General features: G+C 56.0%; 24 protein-coding genes. 5 read left to right on the top strand and 19 right to left on the bottom strand.

What is annotated here, in order from left to right:
* From AC1RKC_RS21720 to fkpA, 9 genes are all read right to left on the bottom strand, one after another.
* A partial coding sequence (locus tag AC1RKC_RS21720; protein ID WP_004957728.1) for a GTP-binding protein occupies window positions 1-122 on the bottom strand: 122 nt, incomplete at its 3' end.
* 70 nt (window positions 123-192) lie between these two features.
* Window positions 193-2,307: an elongation factor G gene (gene fusA / locus AC1RKC_RS21715; protein ID WP_020837250.1), complete on the bottom strand. Its 2,115-nt coding sequence runs from the start codon at window positions 2,305-2,307 to the stop codon at window positions 193-195.
* 97 nt (window positions 2,308-2,404) lie between these two features.
* Entirely contained in the window at window positions 2,405-2,875 is a 471-nt protein-coding gene (rpsG, locus tag AC1RKC_RS21710; protein ID WP_020837252.1) for a 30S ribosomal protein S7, read from the bottom strand.
* Window positions 2,876-2,971: 96 nt separating this feature from the next.
* A complete protein-coding gene (gene rpsL / locus AC1RKC_RS21705) occupies window positions 2,972-3,346 on the bottom strand; it encodes a 30S ribosomal protein S12 (RefSeq protein WP_004930426.1) in 375 nt (124 codons plus the stop codon).
* Window positions 3,347-3,477: 131 nt separating this feature from the next.
* Window positions 3,478-3,765 carry a sulfurtransferase complex subunit TusB gene (gene tusB, locus AC1RKC_RS21700; RefSeq protein ID WP_122080370.1) on the bottom strand — a complete coding sequence of 96 codons (288 nt, stop codon included), beginning with the start codon at window positions 3,763-3,765 and terminating at the stop codon, window positions 3,478-3,480.
* 9 nt (window positions 3,766-3,774) lie between these two features.
* Window positions 3,775-4,134, bottom strand: coding sequence for a sulfurtransferase complex subunit TusC (tusC, locus tag AC1RKC_RS21695; RefSeq protein WP_122080371.1), 360 nt, complete (start codon window positions 4,132-4,134; stop codon window positions 3,775-3,777).
* Between the two features lie 8 nt (window positions 4,135-4,142).
* The gene (gene tusD / locus AC1RKC_RS21690) at window positions 4,143-4,532 is read right to left on the bottom strand and encodes a sulfurtransferase complex subunit TusD (RefSeq protein ID WP_142816269.1); all 390 of its coding nucleotides are present in this window, start codon (window positions 4,530-4,532) and stop codon (window positions 4,143-4,145) included.
* The gene (locus AC1RKC_RS21685; RefSeq protein WP_020837257.1) at window positions 4,526-5,254 is read right to left on the bottom strand and encodes a helix-turn-helix transcriptional regulator; all 729 of its coding nucleotides are present in this window, start codon (window positions 5,252-5,254) and stop codon (window positions 4,526-4,528) included. The genes tusD and AC1RKC_RS21685 overlap by 7 nt, the downstream gene beginning before the upstream one ends.
* Before the next feature lie 401 nt (window positions 5,255-5,655).
* Window positions 5,656-6,489: an FKBP-type peptidyl-prolyl cis-trans isomerase gene (gene fkpA, locus AC1RKC_RS21680; protein WP_020837258.1), complete on the bottom strand. Its 834-nt coding sequence runs from the start codon at window positions 6,487-6,489 to the stop codon at window positions 5,656-5,658.
* 370 nt (window positions 6,490-6,859) lie between these two features.
* On the opposite strand from fkpA, the gene AC1RKC_RS21675 reads away from it, so the two are divergent.
* Window positions 6,860-7,087, top strand: coding sequence for a SlyX family protein (locus AC1RKC_RS21675; protein WP_020837259.1), 228 nt, complete (start codon window positions 6,860-6,862; stop codon window positions 7,085-7,087).
* 60 nt (window positions 7,088-7,147) lie between these two features.
* Here AC1RKC_RS21675 and slyD read toward each other — a convergent pair whose 3' ends face one another.
* The 4 genes from slyD to kefG all read right to left on the bottom strand — a co-directional run bounded on the left by slyD (window position 7,148) and on the right by kefG (window position 10,446).
* The gene (gene slyD, locus AC1RKC_RS21670) at window positions 7,148-7,744 is read right to left on the bottom strand and encodes a peptidylprolyl isomerase (protein WP_020837261.1); all 597 of its coding nucleotides are present in this window, start codon (window positions 7,742-7,744) and stop codon (window positions 7,148-7,150) included.
* A gap of 121 nt (window positions 7,745-7,865) precedes the next feature.
* Entirely contained in the window at window positions 7,866-8,069 is a 204-nt protein-coding gene (locus tag AC1RKC_RS21665) for a YheV family putative zinc ribbon protein (RefSeq protein ID WP_004951224.1), read from the bottom strand.
* A 14-nt stretch (window positions 8,070-8,083) separates the two neighbouring features.
* On the bottom strand, window positions 8,084-9,892 hold the full coding sequence (kefB, locus tag AC1RKC_RS21660) for a glutathione-regulated potassium-efflux system protein KefB (RefSeq protein WP_048760541.1): 1,809 nt from the start codon (window positions 9,890-9,892) through the stop codon (window positions 8,084-8,086).
* Between the two features lie 2 nt (window positions 9,893-9,894).
* Entirely contained in the window at window positions 9,895-10,446 is a 552-nt protein-coding gene (kefG, locus tag AC1RKC_RS21655; protein ID WP_488765731.1) for a glutathione-regulated potassium-efflux system ancillary protein KefG, read from the bottom strand.
* Between the two features lie 133 nt (window positions 10,447-10,579).
* On the opposite strand from kefG, the gene AC1RKC_RS21650 reads away from it, so the two are divergent.
* Entirely contained in the window at window positions 10,580-12,493 is a 1,914-nt protein-coding gene (locus AC1RKC_RS21650) for an ABC transporter ATP-binding protein (RefSeq protein WP_020837266.1), read from the top strand.
* 31 nt (window positions 12,494-12,524) lie between these two features.
* On the opposite strand, the gene tauD is transcribed toward AC1RKC_RS21650, so the two are convergent.
* From tauD to AC1RKC_RS21620, 6 genes are all read right to left on the bottom strand, one after another.
* Window positions 12,525-13,373, bottom strand: a complete 849-nt coding sequence (gene tauD / locus AC1RKC_RS21645; RefSeq protein WP_493092728.1) for a taurine dioxygenase — start codon at window positions 13,371-13,373, stop codon at window positions 12,525-12,527.
* On the bottom strand, window positions 13,370-14,206 hold the full coding sequence (gene tauC, locus AC1RKC_RS21640) for a taurine ABC transporter permease TauC (RefSeq protein WP_046372496.1): 837 nt from the start codon (window positions 14,204-14,206) through the stop codon (window positions 13,370-13,372). Before tauC ends, tauD begins: the two co-directional genes overlap by 4 nt.
* Window positions 14,203-14,970, bottom strand: a complete 768-nt coding sequence (tauB, locus tag AC1RKC_RS21635) for a taurine ABC transporter ATP-binding subunit (RefSeq protein WP_046372495.1) — start codon at window positions 14,968-14,970, stop codon at window positions 14,203-14,205. Before tauB ends, tauC begins: the two co-directional genes overlap by 4 nt.
* A gap of 9 nt (window positions 14,971-14,979) precedes the next feature.
* A complete protein-coding gene (gene tauA / locus AC1RKC_RS21630; RefSeq protein WP_261136678.1) occupies window positions 14,980-15,975 on the bottom strand; it encodes a taurine ABC transporter substrate-binding protein in 996 nt (331 codons plus the stop codon).
* A gap of 226 nt (window positions 15,976-16,201) precedes the next feature.
* A complete protein-coding gene (locus AC1RKC_RS21625) occupies window positions 16,202-16,984 on the bottom strand; it encodes a PhzF family phenazine biosynthesis protein (RefSeq protein WP_493092727.1) in 783 nt (260 codons plus the stop codon).
* Between the two features lie 10 nt (window positions 16,985-16,994).
* Entirely contained in the window at window positions 16,995-17,597 is a 603-nt protein-coding gene (locus tag AC1RKC_RS21620; RefSeq protein WP_020837282.1) for a LysE family translocator, read from the bottom strand.
* Between the two features lie 119 nt (window positions 17,598-17,716).
* On the opposite strand from AC1RKC_RS21620, the gene AC1RKC_RS21615 reads away from it, so the two are divergent.
* From AC1RKC_RS21615 to AC1RKC_RS21605, 3 genes are all read left to right on the top strand, one after another.
* Window positions 17,717-18,697 carry a hydrolase gene (locus AC1RKC_RS21615; RefSeq protein ID WP_129941678.1) on the top strand — a complete coding sequence of 327 codons (981 nt, stop codon included), beginning with the start codon at window positions 17,717-17,719 and terminating at the stop codon, window positions 18,695-18,697.
* On the top strand, window positions 18,694-18,927 hold the full coding sequence (locus AC1RKC_RS21610) for a YheU family protein (protein ID WP_020837285.1): 234 nt from the start codon (window positions 18,694-18,696) through the stop codon (window positions 18,925-18,927). The genes AC1RKC_RS21615 and AC1RKC_RS21610 overlap by 4 nt, the downstream gene beginning before the upstream one ends.
* Window positions 18,928-19,078: 151 nt before the next feature.
* Window positions 19,079-19,948 carry a phosphoribulokinase gene (locus AC1RKC_RS21605; RefSeq protein ID WP_020837286.1) on the top strand — a complete coding sequence of 290 codons (870 nt, stop codon included), beginning with the start codon at window positions 19,079-19,081 and terminating at the stop codon, window positions 19,946-19,948.
* The last annotated feature ends 30 nt before the right edge of the window (window positions 19,949-19,978 follow it).

The raw sequence follows: 19,978 nt of genomic DNA, 5'->3' as shown, positions 1-19,978 counted from the left end.
CCGTAGGTTTTAGCCAGAACGGTGGTGATTGCTGCAGTCAGGGTAGTTTTACCGTGGTCAACGTGGCCGATAGTACCAACGTTAACGTGCGGTTTGGAACGTTCAAATTTTTCTTTAGACACGGCTATATTCCTTACTCTTATGCTCTCCCCTCATGGAGAGAGCACTGATCAATGTGTTAAACCCGAAAGCTTATTTACCACGGGCTTCAATAACGGCCTGAGCGACGTTGTTCGGCGCATCATCGTACTTCAGGAACTCCATGGAGTAAGAAGCACGGCCTTTGGTCAGAGAACGCAGTTGAGTTGCGTATCCGAACATCTCGGACAACGGAACTTCAGCGTGAATCTGAACGCCAGTAGCGTTGGATTCCTGACCTTTCAGTTGACCACGACGACGGCTAAGGTCACCGATGACGTCACCAGTGTTCTCTTCCGGCGTTTCAACTTCAACCTTCATGATAGGCTCAAGCAAAACAGGTTTTGCTTTCTTAAAGCCATCTTTAAAGGCGATAGAAGCGGCCAGTTTAAACGCCAATTCGGAGGAGTCAACATCGTGGAAAGAACCGAAATGCAGACGCACACCGAGATCAACTACCGGATAACCAGCCAGTGGACCAGACTTAAGCTGCTCCTGGAGGCCTTTATCAATGGCAGGGATGTATTCCGTTGGGATCACACCGCCTTTAATGTCATTGATGAACTCATAACCTTTCGGATTTGAGCCCGGCTCCAGTGGGTACATGTCGATCACAACGTGACCATACTGACCACGACCACCAGACTGCTTGGCGTGTTTACCTTCGATATCGGTAACTTTCGCGCGAATCGCTTCACGGTAAGCAACCTGAGGTTTACCCACGTTAGCTTCAACGTTGAATTCACGCTTCATGCGGTCAACCAGGATATCCAGGTGAAGTTCACCCATACCTGCGATGATAGTCTGACCTGATTCTTCGTCAGTCCATACGCGGAATGATGGGTCTTCCTTCGCCAGACGGCCCAGAGCCAGACCCATTTTTTCTTGGTCAGCTTTGGTTTTTGGTTCAACTGCAACGGAGATTACCGGCTCAGGGAACTCCATACGCTCCAGAATGATCACGTGGTTTGGATCACACAGAGTGTCACCGGTAGTCACGTCTTTCAGACCGATTGCTGCAGCGATGTCGCCCGCACGAACTTCTTTGATCTCTTCACGCTTGTTAGCGTGCATCTGAACGATACGGCCCAGACGCTCACGAGCAGCCTTCACTGAGTTCAGAACGGTGTCACCGGAGTTAACGATACCGGAGTACACGCGGAAGAAGGTCAAGTTACCCACGAATGGGTCGGTAGCAATTTTAAATGCCAGAGCAGCAAACGGCTCTTCATCGCTAGCGTGACGCTCAGCCGGAGTATCTTTACCGTCGTCCAGGATACCGTTGATTGCAGGGACGTCAATTGGGGATGGCAGGTAATCAATTACCGCATCCAGCATCGCCTGCACGCCTTTGTTTTTAAAGGCGGAACCACAGGTAACCAAGATGATTTCGTTGTTCAGCACGCGCTGACGCAGAGCAGTCTTGATTTCTTCCTCGGTCAGCTCTTCGCCGCCCAGGTACTTGTCCATCAGCTCATCTGAAGCTTCAGCTGCAGATTCAACCAGGTTCTGGCGCCATTCTTCAGCCAGCTCTTGCATGTCAGCAGGGATGTCTTCGTATTCGAAGGTCACGCCAGCATCAGCTTCGTTCCAGTTGATCGCTTTCATTTTCACCAGGTCAACAACACCGGTGAATTTCTCTTCTGCGCCGATAGCCAGCTGCAATGGCACTGGATTCGCGCCCAGACGAGATTTGATCTGACCAACAACTTTCAGGAAGTTAGCACCCATGCGGTCCATTTTGTTAACGAACGCGATGCGTGGAACTTTGTATTTGTTAGCCTGACGCCATACAGTTTCAGACTGAGGCTGAACACCACCTACAGCACAGTAAACCATTACAGCGCCATCAAGAACACGCATGGAACGTTCTACTTCGATGGTGAAGTCAACGTGTCCTGGGGTGTCGATGATGTTTACGCGGTGCGGCTCAAACTGCTTGGCCATACCAGACCAGAAAGCAGTAGTCGCTGCAGAAGTGATGGTAATACCACGCTCCTGCTCCTGTTCCATCCAGTCCATGGTGGCAGCGCCGTCATGAACTTCACCGATTTTGTGGTTTACACCGGTGTAGAACAGAATACGTTCGGTAGTGGTCGTCTTACCGGCGTCGATGTGGGCGCTGATACCGATATTACGGTAGCGCTCAATGGGTGTTGTACGAGCCATTTGATTCCTCTATTGCCTTAGGCGTTCAAGTTCGGTTAACCCAAGCGGGTTGGCTTCTTGAAGCGCCCGCTTGGTTAGCATAACTACTGCGTGGCAATTACCAGCGGTAGTGGGCGAACGCCTTGTTAGCTTCGGCCATACGGTGAACGTCTTCACGCTTCTTAACAGCAGAACCTTTGTTCTCAACTGCATCAGAAAGCTCGTTCGCCAGGCGCAGAGCCATGGATTTATCACCGCGTTTACGAGCAGCATCAACGATCCAACGCATTGCCAGAGCATTACGACGGACCGGGCGAACTTCAACTGGCACCTGATAAGTAGAACCACCAACGCGGCGAGACTTAACTTCTACAGTCGGGCGAACGTTGTCGAGGGCTACTTCGAAAGCTTCCAGGTAATCTTTACCAGAACGCTGAGCCAGGGTCTCCAGCGCGGTATAGACGATTGCTTCTGCAGTAGATTTTTTACCATCTACCATCAGGATGTTTACAAATTTGGCCAACAGTTCGGATCCGAACTTAGGATCTGGCAGGATTTTACGTTGGCCGATTACGCGACGACGTGGCATGGAAATACTCCGTTGTTAATTCAGGATTGTCCAAAACTCTACGAGTTTATTTTGACATTAAAGTGAAAATGTTTGGCCTTACTTAACGGAGAACCATTAAGCCTTTGGCTTCTTCACGCCGTACTTGGAACGAGCTTGCTTACGGTCTTTAACACCGGAGCAGTCAAGTGCACCACGAACGGTGTGGTAACGCACACCTGGCAAGTCTTTTACACGACCGCCACGGATCAGGATCACGGAGTGTTCCTGCAGGTTATGACCTTCACCGCCGATGTAGGAGGTAACTTCAAAACCGTTAGTCAAACGCACACGGCATACTTTACGCAGTGCGGAGTTTGGTTTCTTAGGAGTGGTGGTATATACGCGAGTACATACGCCACGTTTCTGCGGGCAGGCTTCCAGCGCTGGAACGTTGCTTTTAGCAGCCTTCACAGAGCGTGGTTTGCGTACCAGCTGATTAATTGTTGCCATTAAAAAGCTCCTGGTTTTTGCTTCGTAAACACGTGATAAATCCCCTCGTATGCACTACTGGCAAAGTACGAGGACGCAGAATTTTATGGCTGAGTAGTAGAGGTGTCAAGAAATATACAACATCACTCTCATCACCAGGCCATTTGGCTGCGATGTTTTTCGGTTAATTCAACGAAGTGATTATAGCCGATGACAGTGATTTTGTGTGAAAAATGACCAGACACCCCTCTGGCATCCAGGTCGTTCTGCAGCGCATAAAGGGATATGGGGGCATTGAGCAGCAATTCAAGGTGCACGCTACCGGCCAGGCCGGCCAGCACGCCATCCTGCAACAGCAACAGGTCATCGCCCGGTGCGGTCAAACGCAGCAGCGCGGGCAAATCACATTGAGTGGGGGAACGGCTAAGGGTATACAGCATCAGGATTTCCTAAAATGTCATCACCACGTCATAGCTGGCCAGTTGGCGACTCAGCGCATCCGGTGCCAAAATCTCGGCGTCCAGCACCCAGTCGGTCACCTGGCTCAGGCCGCGTTCCTGTAGCGATGCCTGGCAAAGATAACACTGTTCAACGTCATACAGCGGCAGCACGCCAAAAGTGGCAATGTAATTGCGCGCCAGAATTTTTTCCGGTTGCTGCCCCGGCATAATCTGCAACACGCCGTCACCGATAAAAAACACGCCCAGATTTTCGCTCAACGCCGAAGTGGCTAACAACGCATCCAGACCTTCCCTGCCGCTGGCGCTGCCGTGTGGACTCTGGGTAAAAACAAAAGCGACTCGTTTCATAAACTCTCTCAGAACTGCACCAGGCGGTCACAGCTCAGCGAAGCCTCCGCCAGCGAGCCCAGCCCGCTAAGGGTAAAACCCGGCTGAAGATTGGCGCTGGGCAATCCTTGCTGTGCGGCTTCCTGCTCATCGGTCACACCGCGCCGCAGCGCCGCAGCCACGCAGACGTTGAGCTCAATGCCATGCTCCTGTGCCAACTGCACCCAACCCCGTACCAAATCGAATTCGTCGCTGGCCGGTGCAGTCAGTTGATTGGCGTTCAACACCCCTTCACGGTAAAAAAACACGCTGGAGAGGTGGTGTCCCTTGACCAGCAAAGCCTGCGCGAACTGATAGGCGCTGCTGGCCTGTTGAGTGCCGTAAGCCGGACCGGTGACCAAAAGGCAGTAATTCAGCATCCGCGCTCAGTTCCCAACAGATCGCCGCTTTTGAACTGGCGGATGTACAGATACACGGTGTGTTTTGAGATATTCAGACGGTCCGCCACCTGATTAATGGCGTCCTTGATATCAAAAATGCCCTTCTCATAGAGATTCAGCACTACCTGGCGGTTTTTGGCATTGTTGGAGACATTACGATCGGCATTAACTTCCTCAATGGTAAACTCCAGCGTCTGCGCCACCAGATCGTCAACGGAAGACGCAAAGTTGACCGAGGGTGCCACATCCTGAGTTTCCGGCGGCATAAAGGTCTGCATCACCTGGGAGAAAGGCACGTCGAGGTTCATGTTGATACACAACAAACCGATCACCCGCTGCTCGCGATTGCGGATGGCGATAGTCACCGACTTCATCAGGACGCCGCTCTTGGCACGGGTAAAATAGGCCTTGGACACGCTGCTGTCATCGCCGGCCATGTCATGCAACATACGCAGCGCGAGGTCAGTGATCGGCGAACCGATCTGCCGCCCGGTATGCTCACCGTTCGCAATCCGTACCGCCGAACATTTCAAATCTTCCAAAGCATGCAGCACGATTTCACAGTGCCCGCCGATCAACATCGCCAGGCCGTCAACAACCGCTTCGTAAGACTTCAGGATTTCATGATCCGTCTGAGTAAACGGACGTTCATTCAGCAAATCAAGTTCGCTGGCTTCGCTGGATAAAAGCGAATTAGACATCGAAAATACCACCCTCAAAGATCGCCTGTGCCAGGGGGCGCAGCTAAAACTGCTCGTGCGGGTTCCTTTCCACAGGCGGCACACCCTTGAAGTTACGCGGGATGGGCTGGCTGATATCAGTCTGAAACAGCACGACGAGCGTCCGCAGGCCGAGATGACCAGGAACAGTTTTAGGTACACGCCCTAAGGGGCAGGCGCATGACTCATAAGTCCGGATTATTAGTCTAGCAAAACAGCCAGAGTAAAGTCCTTGCGTTTGCGCGTGGTATTGACGTTAAGCCCGATGCCCGGCAGGCGTCAAGCGATCAGTGGGCAGGAAGCGAAAGTTAGCGCTGATTTGGCGGATTAAAATGAACACCGCCGCGAGGGAAGCTCGCGGCGGTGTGGGGACTCAGACAGGCTTATTGCGCTTTGGCGTCTGCCGCTGCGTCAGCCGGCTTCTCAGCCTTGGCATCCGCTTTAGGAGCGGCTTTCACATCCAGCAGTTCAACGTCGAACACCAGTGTGGAGTTGGCCGGGATGCCCGGAACGCCAGTTTTACCGTAGGCCAGCGCCGGTGGGATAACCAGCTTGATTTTGCCGCCTTTCTTGATGTGTTTCAGGCCTTCAGTCCAACCTGGGATCACGCCGTCCAGACGGAATGACAGTGGCTCACCACGGGTGTAGGAGTTATCAAACTCGGTGCCGTCAGTCAGGGTGCCTTTGTAGTTTACTACAACGGTATCGCTGTCTTTAGGCGCAGAACCGGTACCTGGCTTCTCTACCTGATACAGCAGGCCGGACTCGGTTTTCTTCACGCCTTTTTCTTTCGCGAAGGTATCGCGGTACTTGGTGCCTTTCGCTTCGTTATCTTTCGCGTCCTGCTCCATCTTCGCCTGAGCGGAAGCCTTCACGCGCGCTTCAAAGCTCTGCAGAGTTTTTTCGATATCTGCGTCGTTCAGCTTGCTCTTGTTGGCGAAAGCGTCCTGAACGCCTGAGATCAGCTGGTCTTTGTCCAGTTTGATACCCAGTTTTTCTTGCTCTTTCAGCGAGTTGTCCATGTAACGGCCCAGGGATGCGCCCAGTGCGTAAGCCGCTTGCTCGTCATCGTTCTTGAACTTGCCGGTGCTTGGTGCTGCGTCTGCGGCTTTCGCTGCTTCTGCCGGTTTAGCTGCATCGGCAGCCATGACCTGGGTCGCATTCAAAGCAAAAGCCATGGTGGTTGCCAGAAGCGTGACTTTAAACAAAGATTTCATCCATTTCTCCAGTGTCTGAAGCGGTGCCCCAAACAATCATTAAGTAAGATAACCGGGCTACTATAGCTGTCCGAAACAAAACAAAACAGTCACACAGGTAACCAATCGAGTCAAAGTGTGACTCCAGCTTTAAACAGAAGTTTCGTTTAATGTGCTACCCGTATGATAAGTCAGATTTTTCCTGCGCCCGTGGTATCCACAGTAACAAAAACCGCTACACCGAGCGCTCTATTTTTCAGCACTTTACACAGTGCACCGGCGCTTTCCGTCTGCCCCCGCACATAGCGGGGTGAAATAGCGCAGCGCAAAGCCGCCGGCAGCTGTTACCATAGCGTCAGATTCAGGATTTAACCGCGTCAGAGGTAGCATCATGCACAACGCCGATATCCAAAGCCTGTTACTGCGGCTTGAAGAACTGGAAAGTCGTCAGGCCTTTCAGGAAGTCACTATTGAAGAGCTCAATCAGACCGTGGTGAAACACCAGCTTGAAATGCTGAAATTGCAGGATCACCTGCGCGTGCTGACCGACAAGCTGCGTTCGACACAAACGTCGATGATCGCGTCACAGTCGGAAGAAACACCGCCGCCACATTATTGATAAGCCATAAAAAAGGGCAGCCTGAGGGCCGCCCTTTTTTTTGCCGTTACTGCGCTGCGATTAGTGGCAGCCGCAACCGCCGTTACCACAACCGCCTTTCTTGGCCTGACCGTGATCATGCGCGTGGTCATGGTCGTGATCGTGGCCATGGCCGCCGCAGCAACCTTCACCGTGTTCGTGGTGATGATCGTGCTCGCCGTGTACGTGGCCGTGCGCCAATTCTTCAGCGGTAGCTTCGCGGATCGCGACAACTTCTACGTTGAAGTTCAGGTTCTGACCAGCCAGCATGTGGTTACCGTCAACCACTACGTGATCGCCGTCCACTTCGGTGATTTCGACCGGCACTGGGCCCTGATCGGTGTCAGCCAGGAAACGCATGCCAACTTCCAACTCGTCAACGCCCATAAAGACGTCTTTCGGCACGCGCTGCACCAGGTTTTCGTCGTAGTTGCCGTACGCATCGTTAGCGCCAACGTTAACGTCAAAACGATCGCCCGCTTCGTGGCCTTCGAGTGCTTTTTCCAGACCTGCGATCAGAGAACCATGCCCGTGCAGATAGTCCAGCGGCGCACTCACCGGAGACTCATCAACCAACACACCGTCTTCTGTACGTACTTGATAAGCCAAGCTGACCACCAAGTCTTTTGCTACTTTCATGATATCTCCTACCGTTGGATACTTGGACGCAGCCGTCATGAGGCCGCGCCTTTACCGGACAGATTGTATCGGAAATCTGCCCCGCTGTACCCTCCAGCATAAAAAAACGCGCTCGATAACGCTATTCCGGATGGAAAATACCGATCACCTGCTCCTGCGGCCGAACGTGCTTTTCCACCTGCTGTTCGGTCTGCCGCTGATGATGGCCGCACTTGACGCACTCCACCACTTCGACCTGGTCTTCACGCCAAACGGCCAGCGTATCCATAGCCTTACAGCTTGGGCAGACCGCCCCGGCGATAAATCTTTTCCGTGTTGCAGACATCTCAGTGCTCCAAATTATTCGTATTCATCCCAGCCGTCGAACTGGCGACTCTCTTTTTGCATTTCCCGGTGGAAAAGTTCTTCCAGCTCGCGCCGCGCTTCCTTCACGCGGGAAATTTGCGCCACATCGCCGTGATGCGGCGGCATCAGCTCACGCAACATCCGCATATCCAATCGACGGAAGTGCTGCTGCGCGCGATAGGCCTGATGAGGATGCATGCCCAGTTCCATCAGTGCCTTGCGTCCCAGCTCCAGCGCACTGGAAAAAGTTTCGCGACTGAACTGCTTGACCCCTGCCTGCAACAACTCATGCGCTTCCACACGACCGCGCGCCCGCGCCAAAATACTCAGCTCGGGAAAATGCTGCTGGCACAGGCGAACAATTTCCATGGTGTCTTCCGGCTCATTACAGGTGATCACAATCGACTTGGCCTTCGCCGCGCCGGCCGCACGCAGCAGTTCCAGCTCGGTGGCGTCACCGTAATACACCTTATAACCATAGCGCCGCAGTACGCCGACGGCGCTGACATCGCGCTCCAGGACGGTAATGCGCATCTTGTTGGCCATCAGCAGGCGGCCGATCACCTGACCAAAACGTCCGAAGCCCACGATGATCACCTGCGGATCGTCGTCTTCCACATACGGGGTCTCTTCGTCCTCATCCCGGGCGTTATAACGGCGCACCAGGATGCGATCGATAATTTGCATCAGCAGCGGCGTAGTCATCATCGACAGGGTCACCACCACCAGCAACAGCGCAAGCTGATCGGGCTGCAACACCTTCTGCGCCCCCGCCGCCGAAAACAGCACGAAGGCAAACTCTCCGCCCTGACTGAGCACGCCGGCAAACTGCAAGCGCACCGAGCTGCGCAGGCCGAAAATGCGCGACAGCGAGTACAGCACCCCTGACTTAATCGCCACCAACAGCACCACGCCCAGCAGCACTTCGGCCAGATGGGTATAGAGTACGCCGATATTCAGCGCCATGCCCACCGAGATAAAAAACAGCCCCAGCAGCAGCCCTTTGAAAGGCTCGATGGAGATTTCCAGCTCGTGGCGATATTCGCTTTCCGCCAGCAGCACGCCGGCGATAAAGGTCCCTAGCGCCATAGAAAGACCAAGGGCATCCATAAACATCGCCGCCCCCAGCACCACCAGCAGGGCGGCAGCGGTGAAGATTTCGCGAACTCCGGAAGAGGCGATATAGCGAAACAGCGGACGCAGCAAGAACCGTCCGCCGATCAGCATGCCGCCGAATGCTGCCACCTTGAGTGCAATTTGTGCCCAATCGTCGCTGCTGCCGCCGGCACCGGCCAGGATCGGGATCAGCGCCAACGCCGGGATCACCGCCATATCCTGGAACAGCAGCACCGAGAACCCCAACTGACCACCCTCGTTGCGGTTCATGCCCTTCTCGCGCATCAGTTGCAGCGCCATCGCGGTTGAGGACATCGCCAGCCCGATACCGCCAATCACGGCGGCCTGCCAGGCAAAATGCGTCAGATAAAGCAGCGCGCCCAGCACGGCGGCGGTGATCAGCACTTGCCCGGCACCGACGCCAAAGATTGAGCGCCTGAGTTCCCACAGCTTGCTCGGGTTCAGTTCCAGCCCGATGATAAACATCAGGAACACCACGCCCAATTCGGAAAAGTGCAGGATCTCGTCGACGTCGCGAATGAAACCCAATCCCCAGGGGCCAATGGCAATACCGGCAATCAGGTAACCCAGCACCGCGCCAATCCCCAGGCGTCGGGCAATCGGCACCGTGACCACGGCGGCGAACAGAAACAGTAAAATTGCGGTCAGTAACGTTGAGCCTTCCATGTTTACCTTCCTCCGTGCGGCAACGGGTTACGCAGCCAGTCGCCATACGCCATGGCATGGTTTTCCAGCACTTCCGGCTTTTGACGGCGCGCCCAATACACCAGCATCGGCGTCAGCCAGTGCATATGACACATGGCGGCGGTCAACTCAAACGGCCGCAGAATATCTTCCATCGGGTAGCGGTTATAACCGCCGGTACGATAGGCCCCCTCTGGTTCCCCGGTGGTGATCACCGAACGCCAATACTTTCCCGCCAGCGCATTGCCGCCCATGCCGCTGGCAAAACCGCGCGACAGCACGCGGTCCAGCCACTCTTTCAACAGGGCCGGGCAGCTGTAGGTATAGAGAGGATGTTGAAAAACAATGACCTGATGTTCACGCAGCAGTTGTTGTTCGTGGTGAATATCGATAAAAAAATCAGGATAGTGCGCGTATAAATCGTGCACGGTGACATGTTCCAACTGCTGTGCCGGTCGAAGCAAAACCCGATTCGCGACCGAGTCCTGGGATTCCGGATGGGCATACAGCAGCAAGACCTTGGGCGGCTGCGACATCATTCCCCTCCAAAGCGTCGTCAGGGTAGCGGTTTTCCGTTACCATGCTCCGCAAAGACTAATAATAGGACAGTCTGTGTCCTGTTAACTTAGAATCCATTCAATTTAACATACTCTGAACATACGGCGCTTTATGATTGTATTCTCCTCGCTACAAATCCGACGCGGCACCCGCGTCCTGCTGGACAACGCCACGGCGACGGTTAATCCAGGTCAGAAGGTCGGCCTGGTGGGTAAAAACGGCTGTGGCAAATCTACGCTGCTGGCCTTGCTGAAGGGTGAGATGGCCGCAGACGGCGGCAGCTACACCTTTCCAAGCAACTGGGCCCTGGCCTGGGTAAACCAGGAAACACCGGCGCTCGACGTGCCGGCACTTGAGTATGTTATCGACGGCGACCGCGAATTCCGCCAGCTTGAAGCCGACCTGCAGCTGGCAAACGACAAAAACGACGGCCACGCCATCGCCACGCTGCACGGCAAGCTGGATGCCATCGACGCCTGGACCATACGCTCCCGCGCCGCCAGCCTGCTGCACGGCCTGGGGTTCTCCAACGAACAGCTGCTAAATCCAGTCAGAGCCTTCTCGGGCGGCTGGCGTATGCGCCTGAACCTGGCGCAGGCGCTGGTGTGCCGTTCTGATCTGCTGCTGCTCGACGAACCGACCAACCACCTGGATTTGGACGCGGTGATCTGGCTCGAGCGCTGGTTGAAAGGCTACCCTGGCACGCTGGTGCTGATTTCGCATGACCGCGACTTCCTGGATCCGATCGTCGATAAAATTCTGCATATCGAACAAGAGACCATCAACGAATACACCGGCAACTACTCCTCGTTCGAACGTCAGCGTTCGACCAAGCTGGCCCAGCAGCAGTCGCTGTACCTGAACCAGCAAGAGAAAGTGGCGCATCTGCAAAGCTATATTGACCGCTTCCGCGCGCAGGCCACCAAGGCCAAGCAGGCGCAGAGCCGTATCAAGATGCTCGAACGCATGGAACTGATCGCCCCGGCCCACGTGGATAACCCGTTCAGCTTCAGCTTCCGCCAGCCGGAAAGCTTGCCAAACCCGCTGCTGCGTATGGAGAAGGTCAGTGCCGGCTACGGCGACAAAGTGATCCTGAACTCGATCAAGCTCAATCTGGTGCCTGGCTCACGCATTGGCTTACTGGGCCGTAACGGCGCCGGCAAATCGACCCTGATCAAAATGCTGGCCGGTTCGCTTGAACCGTTGAGCGGTGAAATTGGCCTGGCAAAGGGCATTAAACTGGGTTACTTCGCCCAGCATCAGTTGGAATTCCTGCGGGCCGATGAATCGCCTCTGCAGCACCTGAGCCGCATCGCCCCGCGTGTGCTGGAACAACAGCTGCGCGATTACCTTGGCGGCTTTGGTTTCCAGGGCGATAAGGTCACTGAAGCCACCGAGCGGTTCTCTGGCGGCGAGAAAGCGCGGCTGGTACTGGCGCTGATCGTCTGGCAGCGCCCCAACCTGCTGCTGCTCGATGAACCAACCAACCACCTGGATCTGGACATGCGTCAGGCGCTGACCGAAGCGCTGATCGATTTCGAGGGGGCGTTGGTGGTGGTCTCGCACGACCGTCACCTGTTGCGCTCTACCACGGACGATCTCTATCTGGTGCATGATGGCCAGGTGGAAGTGTTCGAAGGCGATCTGGACGACTATCAGCAATGGCTGAGCGACCTGCAACGTCAGGAAAACCAGCAGGACGCCCCGGAGAAAGAGAACAACGGCAACAGTGCGCAGGCACGTAAAGACCAGAAGCGTCGCGAAGCCGAGTTCCGCAGCCAGACTCAGCCACTGCGCAAGCAAATTGCCAAGCTGGAACAACAGATGGAAAAACTGGGCGCCGAACTGGCGGCGGTAGAAGAGAAGCTGGCGGACTCCGCGCTGTACGACATCAGCCGCAAGGCCGATCTGACTCTCTGCCTACAGCAACAAAGTCAGGCCAAGTCCGCCTTGGAAGAAACGGAAATGACCTGGCTGGATGCGCAGGAGCAGTTGGAACGCTTTACGCAAGAGTTCGAATCCTAAGGACTACGGGGCGGCCTGCCGCCCCTGCATGTCACCCCTTGTAAAAGGGTTTATCCCCCAAGATGGTCGCACGGTGCATAATGCGCCGCTGTGGCAGATAATCCGCGTTGGCGTAATGTTGCGTCACGCGGTTATCCCAAATGGCGATGTCATTTTCCTGCCAGCGCCAGCGCACCTGGAACTCCGGCTTGGTAATGTGAGCAAACAGGAAGTTCAGCAGCGCGTCACTTTCCTTCGGTGCCAAATCAACAATTCTGGTCGTGAAACCTTCGTTGACGAACAGCGCCTGCCGGCCGCTGACCGGGTGGGTACGTACCACCGGGTGCAACAGCGGTGGGTTTTTCTGTACCGCCAACTGCCAGCGCTGATGTTCCTCTTCGCTGCCACGGTGCTTGTATTCCGGGAATGATTTGGTGAAGTCATGCTCCGCCTGCAGGCCCGCCAACAACTGCTTAAAAGGGGCAGACAAGGCTTCATAAGCTGCGATACCGCTGGCCCACAGCGTATCGCCGCCGGTGGTTGGCAGTGTTTTCGCGGCCAAAATCGCCCCCAGCGGTGGGTTTTCGATAAAGGTCACGTCGGTATGCCAGTTATCGTTGTCAGGCGGATTATTGTCATTGGTATCCAGCACGATAATCTCTTTCACATCGGCGGCTTGCGGGTAAACCGGATGGATGTGCAGATCGCCAAAGCGGCCGGCCAAATTACGCTGTTGCAACGGCGTGATCGGCTGATTGCGCAAGAACAGCACCTGATGTTTGAGCAACGCGTGGTAGAGCTGCTCGAATTGACCGTCGCCCAGCGGGCGCGCCAAATCAACATTCTCCACCAGCGCACCGATATAAGGCCCCAACGGGGTGATACTCAAACGTTCGTTCATTGCTGTACTCCATGCCACGGGGTTAATCGGCGCTGCAAGGCACGCAGCCCCAGCTCCAGCCCAAATGCAATAATCGCAATCACGCCAATACCGGCCAGCACCACGTCGGTGGCCAAAAACTCCCCGGCGGATTGCACCATAAATCCCAGACCGCGCGTGGCGGCAATCAGTTCTGCTGCGACCAGCGTCGACCAGCCGACCCCCAGCCCAATACGGATACCGGTTAAAATCTCCGGCAAGGCGCTCGGCAGCACCACGAAACGCAGCACCTGCCAGCGGTTGGCGCCCAGCGCGCGCGCCGCGCGCACCCGGACCTGAGCCACGCTACGCACTCCCGCCACGGCGGACAGCGTCACCGGGGCGAAAATCGCCAGATAAATCAGCAGGATCTTCGAAGTTTCACCGATGCCGAACCAAATCACCATCAGCGGTAAATAGGCCAGCGGCGGCACCGGGCGATAAATTTCAATCAGCGGATCGAGAATGCCGCGTACCGTATCGTTCAGCCCCATGGCAATACCCACCGGCACCCCGATAATCACCGCGGCCAGCAGCGCAACCAGGATGCGCCCCAGGCTGGCGGCCAGATGCTGCCATAGCGTGGCGTCCATAAAACCCTGCGGGCTGGCTATGGTGATCAACTGATGCAGCACCTGCTGCGGCGCCGGCAAGAACAACGGGCTGATCAGGTTCAACGCGGTCACGACCCACCAAATAGCCAGCACCACCAACAAGGTGGCGCTGCTCAACCAGACGTTGCGTGGCACGCTAAAGCGCCGCGGTGCCGCAGCCTTCGGCTGGGCAACCTCTTTAAGGGCAGAATGCAGGCTCATAACAAGGCCTCACGCTGTTGGAAGACTTTGCCCAGTACGTATTCGCGCTGGGCGATAAATTCAGGATCAGACTTGATCGAACGGCAAGGCTCACCGTTGGCATAGCGTTGGCCGAAATTCAGCGCCAGACGCTCCACCACCTGCCCCGGCCCCGGCGACAGCAGCAGCAGCTCACTGGCAAGGAACACCGCCTCTTCAATATCGTGGGTAATCAACAACACCTGCTTGCCGGTATCCCGCCAGATGGTCAGCAGCAGTTCCTGCATTTGTTCACGGGTAAAAGCATCCAATGCACCGAACGGCTCATCCAGCAACAGCAAACGCGGATTGGCCGCCAGTGCGCGAGCTATGCCCACGCGCTGGCGCATGCCACCGGAAAGCTGCCAGATGAAGTGCTGATCATAACCGGCCAAGCCGACGCGCTGTAGCATCTGCAGCGCCACTTCACGACGCTGCGGCTTGCCGACTCCGGCCAGCTGCAAGCCAAATTCGACGTTATCCACCACGTTACGCCACGGCAGTAAACCTTCATGCTGGAACACCACGCCCCGCTCGGCTCCGGGGCCTTTTACGGGAACTTCGTCAAGCGTGATGCTGCCAGCTGAAGGCTCGATAAACCCGGCGATCAAATTCAGCAGCGTGGTTTTGCCGCAGCCCGAAGGGCCAAGCACCACCACCAGTTGTCCAGCGTCAATCTGGAACGAGACGTCGCGCAGCGCAGGACGCCCCTGGTACTCTGCTGAAAGATGGTTAACGTTTAGCATTCTGCTCCCTTACGACTGCGGCGCAGCCTGCACCTGTTTCACAAAGCGATCGGTGACATAGGCACTGTAATCGCTGTCGACCTGAGGAATTTTGCCCTGCTGTTTGAGAAACTCGGCGGTGTCATGAATGGCTTTGTCCACCGGCTGACCAAGCTGGGTGATCTGTTCGGCGACCGGCAGGTAAGTATTGCCCCGCACCAGCACCGGTATCTGCTCTTCCGGCACGCCGCTCAACCGGGACAGCGTGCTGAGGTTGCCCTTGTCCTTCAGCCACTGTTCCGGCTGCGCCAAATAGGCTTTTTGGGCGTTCAATGCGCTGGCGGCAAAGGCCGTCACCACTTCAGGATGCTTCTCGGCAAAGTCCTTGCGCACTACCCAAACGTCCAGCGTCGGGGCGCCCCATTGTCCGACCTGGGCGGAATCCGTCAGCACCTTGCCCTGTTTGGCCAACTCATTGACCACCGGGGCCCAAACATAGGCGCCATCGATATCACCGCGCTGCCAGGCCGCGGCGATGGCCGGCGGTTGCAGATTGAGGATTTTGACCTGCTCTGGCTTGATGCCCCAGTGCTTCAGAGAAGCCAACAGGCTGTAGTGCGTGGTTGAGATAAAGGGTACGGCGATGCGCTTACCGATCAGATCCTGCGGGCTTTTAATCTCTTTTTTCACCACCAGCGCTTCGGAACTGCCGAGCTGGGAGGCGATCAGAAACACTTCGATAGGCAGTTTTTGGCTGGCAGCCACCGCCAATGGGCTGGAACCGATGTTGCCGATCTGTACATCCCCGGAAGCCAATGCGCGCAGCACGCTGGAGCCACTGTCGAATTTGCGCCAGTCAACGGTAGCGCCGGACTGTTTGGCGAAGCTGTTTTCCGCCTGCGCCACCTTGGCGGGTTCCGCCGATGTCTGGTAGGCCACGGTCACGTCCACCGCATAGGCGCTGGCCGCGCTGAGTGACAACGCCAGTAGTACCGCGCTGCGTAATGCAAAGAGTTTGCTCGCCATGATCGCTCCGTTGATAAAAGTCTGTTCAGTTGCTGACAGTTTTATCTGAGCGTTGGCGAGCTATAAAAGAATAAAAAACTCTGCGTTATTACTTATGGGAATATTTAATCAAATCACCCCGATGTGGCGGAATCCCTCCAGGGAATCTTTTAGGGGCCCGCGTCAGTGTTCTCACATTAAGATAAAAAGGCGCGGGCGGTGGCTGGTTGAAACGAACCCCATCTGATTACAGGCGCAGTTCGCCACGCAAAAAAATCTGCGCATAGCCGCCTATCAGGGTACGGTCGCCTTTCAGTTCGCAGAACAGCTCACCGCCGCGCGCCGAAATCTGCCGCGCGTGTAATTGATGGCGGCCGAGACGGGCGCTCCAGTAAGGCATCAACGTGCAGTGTGCAGAGCCGGTAACCGGATCCTCGCCGCCGTCCAGCGTGAAATAGCGCGAAACGAAATCTACCGTTTCGCCCGGTGCGCTGGCGATCACCGCGCGCCCGGCCAAAGTAATCAACGCCGGGATATCCGGCTGCAACGCTCGCACCTGCGCTTCGTTTTCCAGCACCACCAGCAGCGCATTGGCTTGCCACACTTCCTGCGGTTCAACGCCCAATAGCGCGCTCAGCCCGGCAGGCATCGCGATTTTTTGCGGCGGTCGGGACGGAAAATCCAGGATCAAGCGTTCGCCATCTTCGGCGTCGCGCTTAACGTACAAATCACCGCTTGCCGAACGGAAACGGATATCCTGCAACGCCGGATTGACCGCGCTGAACATCACGTGCGCCGCCGCCAGCGTGCCGTGGCCGCACAGATCCACCTCACGATGGGGAGTAAACCAGCGGATGGCCGACATATCGCCATCGTCCCAGACGAAGCTGGTTTCAGGCAGGCTCAGCTCATTGGCGATCGCTTGCATCTCGGCGGTCGACAACGGTTGTCTCAGCAGGCATACGCCGGCCGGATTGCCGCGAAGCCCTTCGCCGGTGAAGGCCACTACGTGGAAGTAATTTTCTGCCATCCGCAACTCCTTAATGCCAGATGAGTAACACACAGGCCGCCGTCAGCAGCCCCATAGACAGATTAAAGATGATCCAGGCCTTTTTGCTGCGTAACAGGCGGCCAATCACCGTGCCGAAGCCGAGCCAAATCACCCCGGCAACGATATTCACCACCAAAATGCCCAGCGAGATCGCCACAATCGACGTGTTGTACCTGTCGCCTGCCAGGCTAAAACTGGCCACCGCCCCCAGCGCCATCAGCCAGGCCTTGGGATTAAGGAACTGCAACAGCCAGCCCTGATACAAGCGTATCGGTTTGGGCGGGGCCACGTCGGTCTCCAGCTTTTCATAAGCGGCAGTGGCCACTTTCCACGCCAGCCATAACAGGTACAGGCTGCCGAGGATTTTCAGCACCAGGTGCAGCGCAGGATAAACCAGGATCAGGCTGCCGACCCCGAACGCCACCAGCAGCAATATACTTTGCATCCCCAGCATGATGCCTATCATCAACAGCAGCGAGCGCATAAAACCAAAATTGGCGCCGGAGGTGGTCAGCAACATATTATTAGGGCCTGGCGTGATTGCGGCGACCCACAGGAAGCCTAACATCGAAAGAAATAAACTCGGTTCCATGAGGTGGGTGCTCCTCACCCAGGGTGATTTTTTGCAGTATTATTGTCAGTTCAGGATAGTGAAGCTAACAGCGCACTATTAATCCCACAATAGCCGCCAATAAGATTTTTACTCAGGTTATGCATGAATCCTTTCGCCCTTTGACCGGGGCCAGTAATCCGCATCTGCAGACGCTGCTGCCAAGGCTGGTGCGCCGCCGCGTGCAGCTAAAACCACATTGGCAACGGCTGGAATTACCCGACGGCGACTTTGTCGATCTCGCCTGGAGCGAAGATCCGGCTCAGGCTGCCGGCAAGCCGCGCGTGGTACTGTTCCACGGACTGGAAGGCAATTTCTACAGCCCCTACGCTCACGGTCAACTCAACGCCTGGCGTGAAAAAGGCTGGCTTGGCGTGGTGATGCATTTTCGCGGCTGCAGCGGCGTGCCGAACCGCAAGCAGCGCATCTATCACTCCGGAGAAACGGAAGATGCGCGTTTCTTCCTGCAGTGGCTGCGCGCAACCTACGGTGAAGCCCCCACCGCCGCGGTCGGGGTCTCGCTCGGCGGCAACATGCTGGCCTGCTACCTGGCACAGCAGGGGGCGGACAGTCTGCTGCAGGCGGCGGTCGTGGTTTCAGCACCGCTGATGCTGGAGCCCTGTTCGTGGCGTATGGAACAAGGCTTTTCGCGCGTTTATCAGCGCTATCTGCTTGGGCAACTCAAACAAAATGCCACCCGCAAGCTGCTGCACTACCCTGACACGTTGCCGCTCAAGCTGCCGCAGCTCAAAGCGTTGCGCCGGATCCGCGACTTTGATGACGCCATCACCTCGCGCATTCACGGCTTCAGCGACGCCAGTGATTATTATCGCCGTTGCAGCGCCCTGCCGTTGTTGCCGGCGATCCAGACGCCGTTATTGATCATCCATGCCAAAGACGATCCCTTTATGACCGACGAAGTGATCCCCGAGGTCACCACGCTGCCGCACAACATTGAGTATCAGTTGACCGAGTTTGGCGGCCACGTCGGTTTTGTCGGCGGCACCTTGAAACACCCCCAAATGTGGCTGGAATACCGTATTCCATCCTGGCTTTCCCCTTATCTGGACACAACCACGTGATTATCCCCTGGAAAGAACTGGAAACTGAGACCCTAAACAGCCTGATCGAGTCCTTTGTGTTACGCGAAGGCACCGACTACGGCGAGCACGAACGCTCGCTGGAACAGAAAGTGGAAGACGTGCGCCGCCAGTTGAAAAACGGCGAGGTGTTGCTGGTTTGGTCAGAACTGCATGAGACCGTCAACATCATGCCGCGCGGCCAGTTCCGCGCCGGGCAGGAAGAAATTTAGTGGCGATCGGTTCTATGACTGACGGAAAAAATCAGGTAACAATGGGTTATTGCAAACCAACGCGCGGAATTTTGCCCTTGGCGAAAGGGCGTCAAACAGACCAATAATCATATCTGACGCCTGCGCATTTAACACGGAGTGACCTACCACCATGTCCGCCAAACATCCCGTTATCGCAGTGACCGGCTCCAGCGGGGCCGGCACCACCACCACCAGCGTGGCGTTCCGTAAAATCTTTCAGCAGTTGAACATCCGCGCCGCCGAGCTGGAAGGCGACAGTTTCCACCGCTACACCCGGCCGGAAATGGACGCAGCGATCCGCAAAGCGCGCGATCTCGGCCGCCATATCAGCTATTTCGGCCCCGAAGCCAATGACTTCGGCCTGCTGCAACAAAGCTTTCTCGACTACGGCAAAAACGGCACCGGTCGCTCACGCAAGTATCTTCATACCTACGATGAAGCGGTACCCTATAATCAGGTTCCCGGCACTTTCACCCCATGGGAAGCCTTGCCGGCGCCGACCGACGTGCTGTTCTACGAAGGGCTCCACGGTGGCGTCGTGACCGAACATATCGACGTGGCCAAACACGTCGATCTGCTGGTCGGCGTAGTACCGATCGTAAACCTGGAATGGATCCAGAAGCTGATCCGCGATACCGGTGAACGCGGTCACTCCCGCGAAGCGGTAATGGATTCGGTGGTTCGTTCGATGGAAGACTACATCAACTACATCACGCCGCAGTTTTCACGTACCCATATCAACTTCCAACGGGTGCCGACGGTAGACACCTCCAACCCGTTCGCCGCTAAGGCTATCCCTTCGCTGGACGAGAGCTTTGTGGTCATCCACTTCCGCGGGCTGGACCAGATTGACTTCCCTTATCTGCTGGCAATGCTGCAGGGATCTTTTATCTCGCATATCAATACGCTGGTGGTGCCGGGTGGCAAAATGGGGCTGGCGATGGAACTGATCATGGCGCCGCTGGTGCAGCGACTGCTGGAAGGAAAAAAAATCGAGTAATCTACGGGGCGCGGTACAACCGCGCCCCCT

This window comes from Serratia sp. GW822-FHT06E05, from assembly GCF_058799445.1.
Note: the sequence above shows the minus strand (reverse complement) of the source record. Positions and strands in the feature narration are given on the sequence as shown.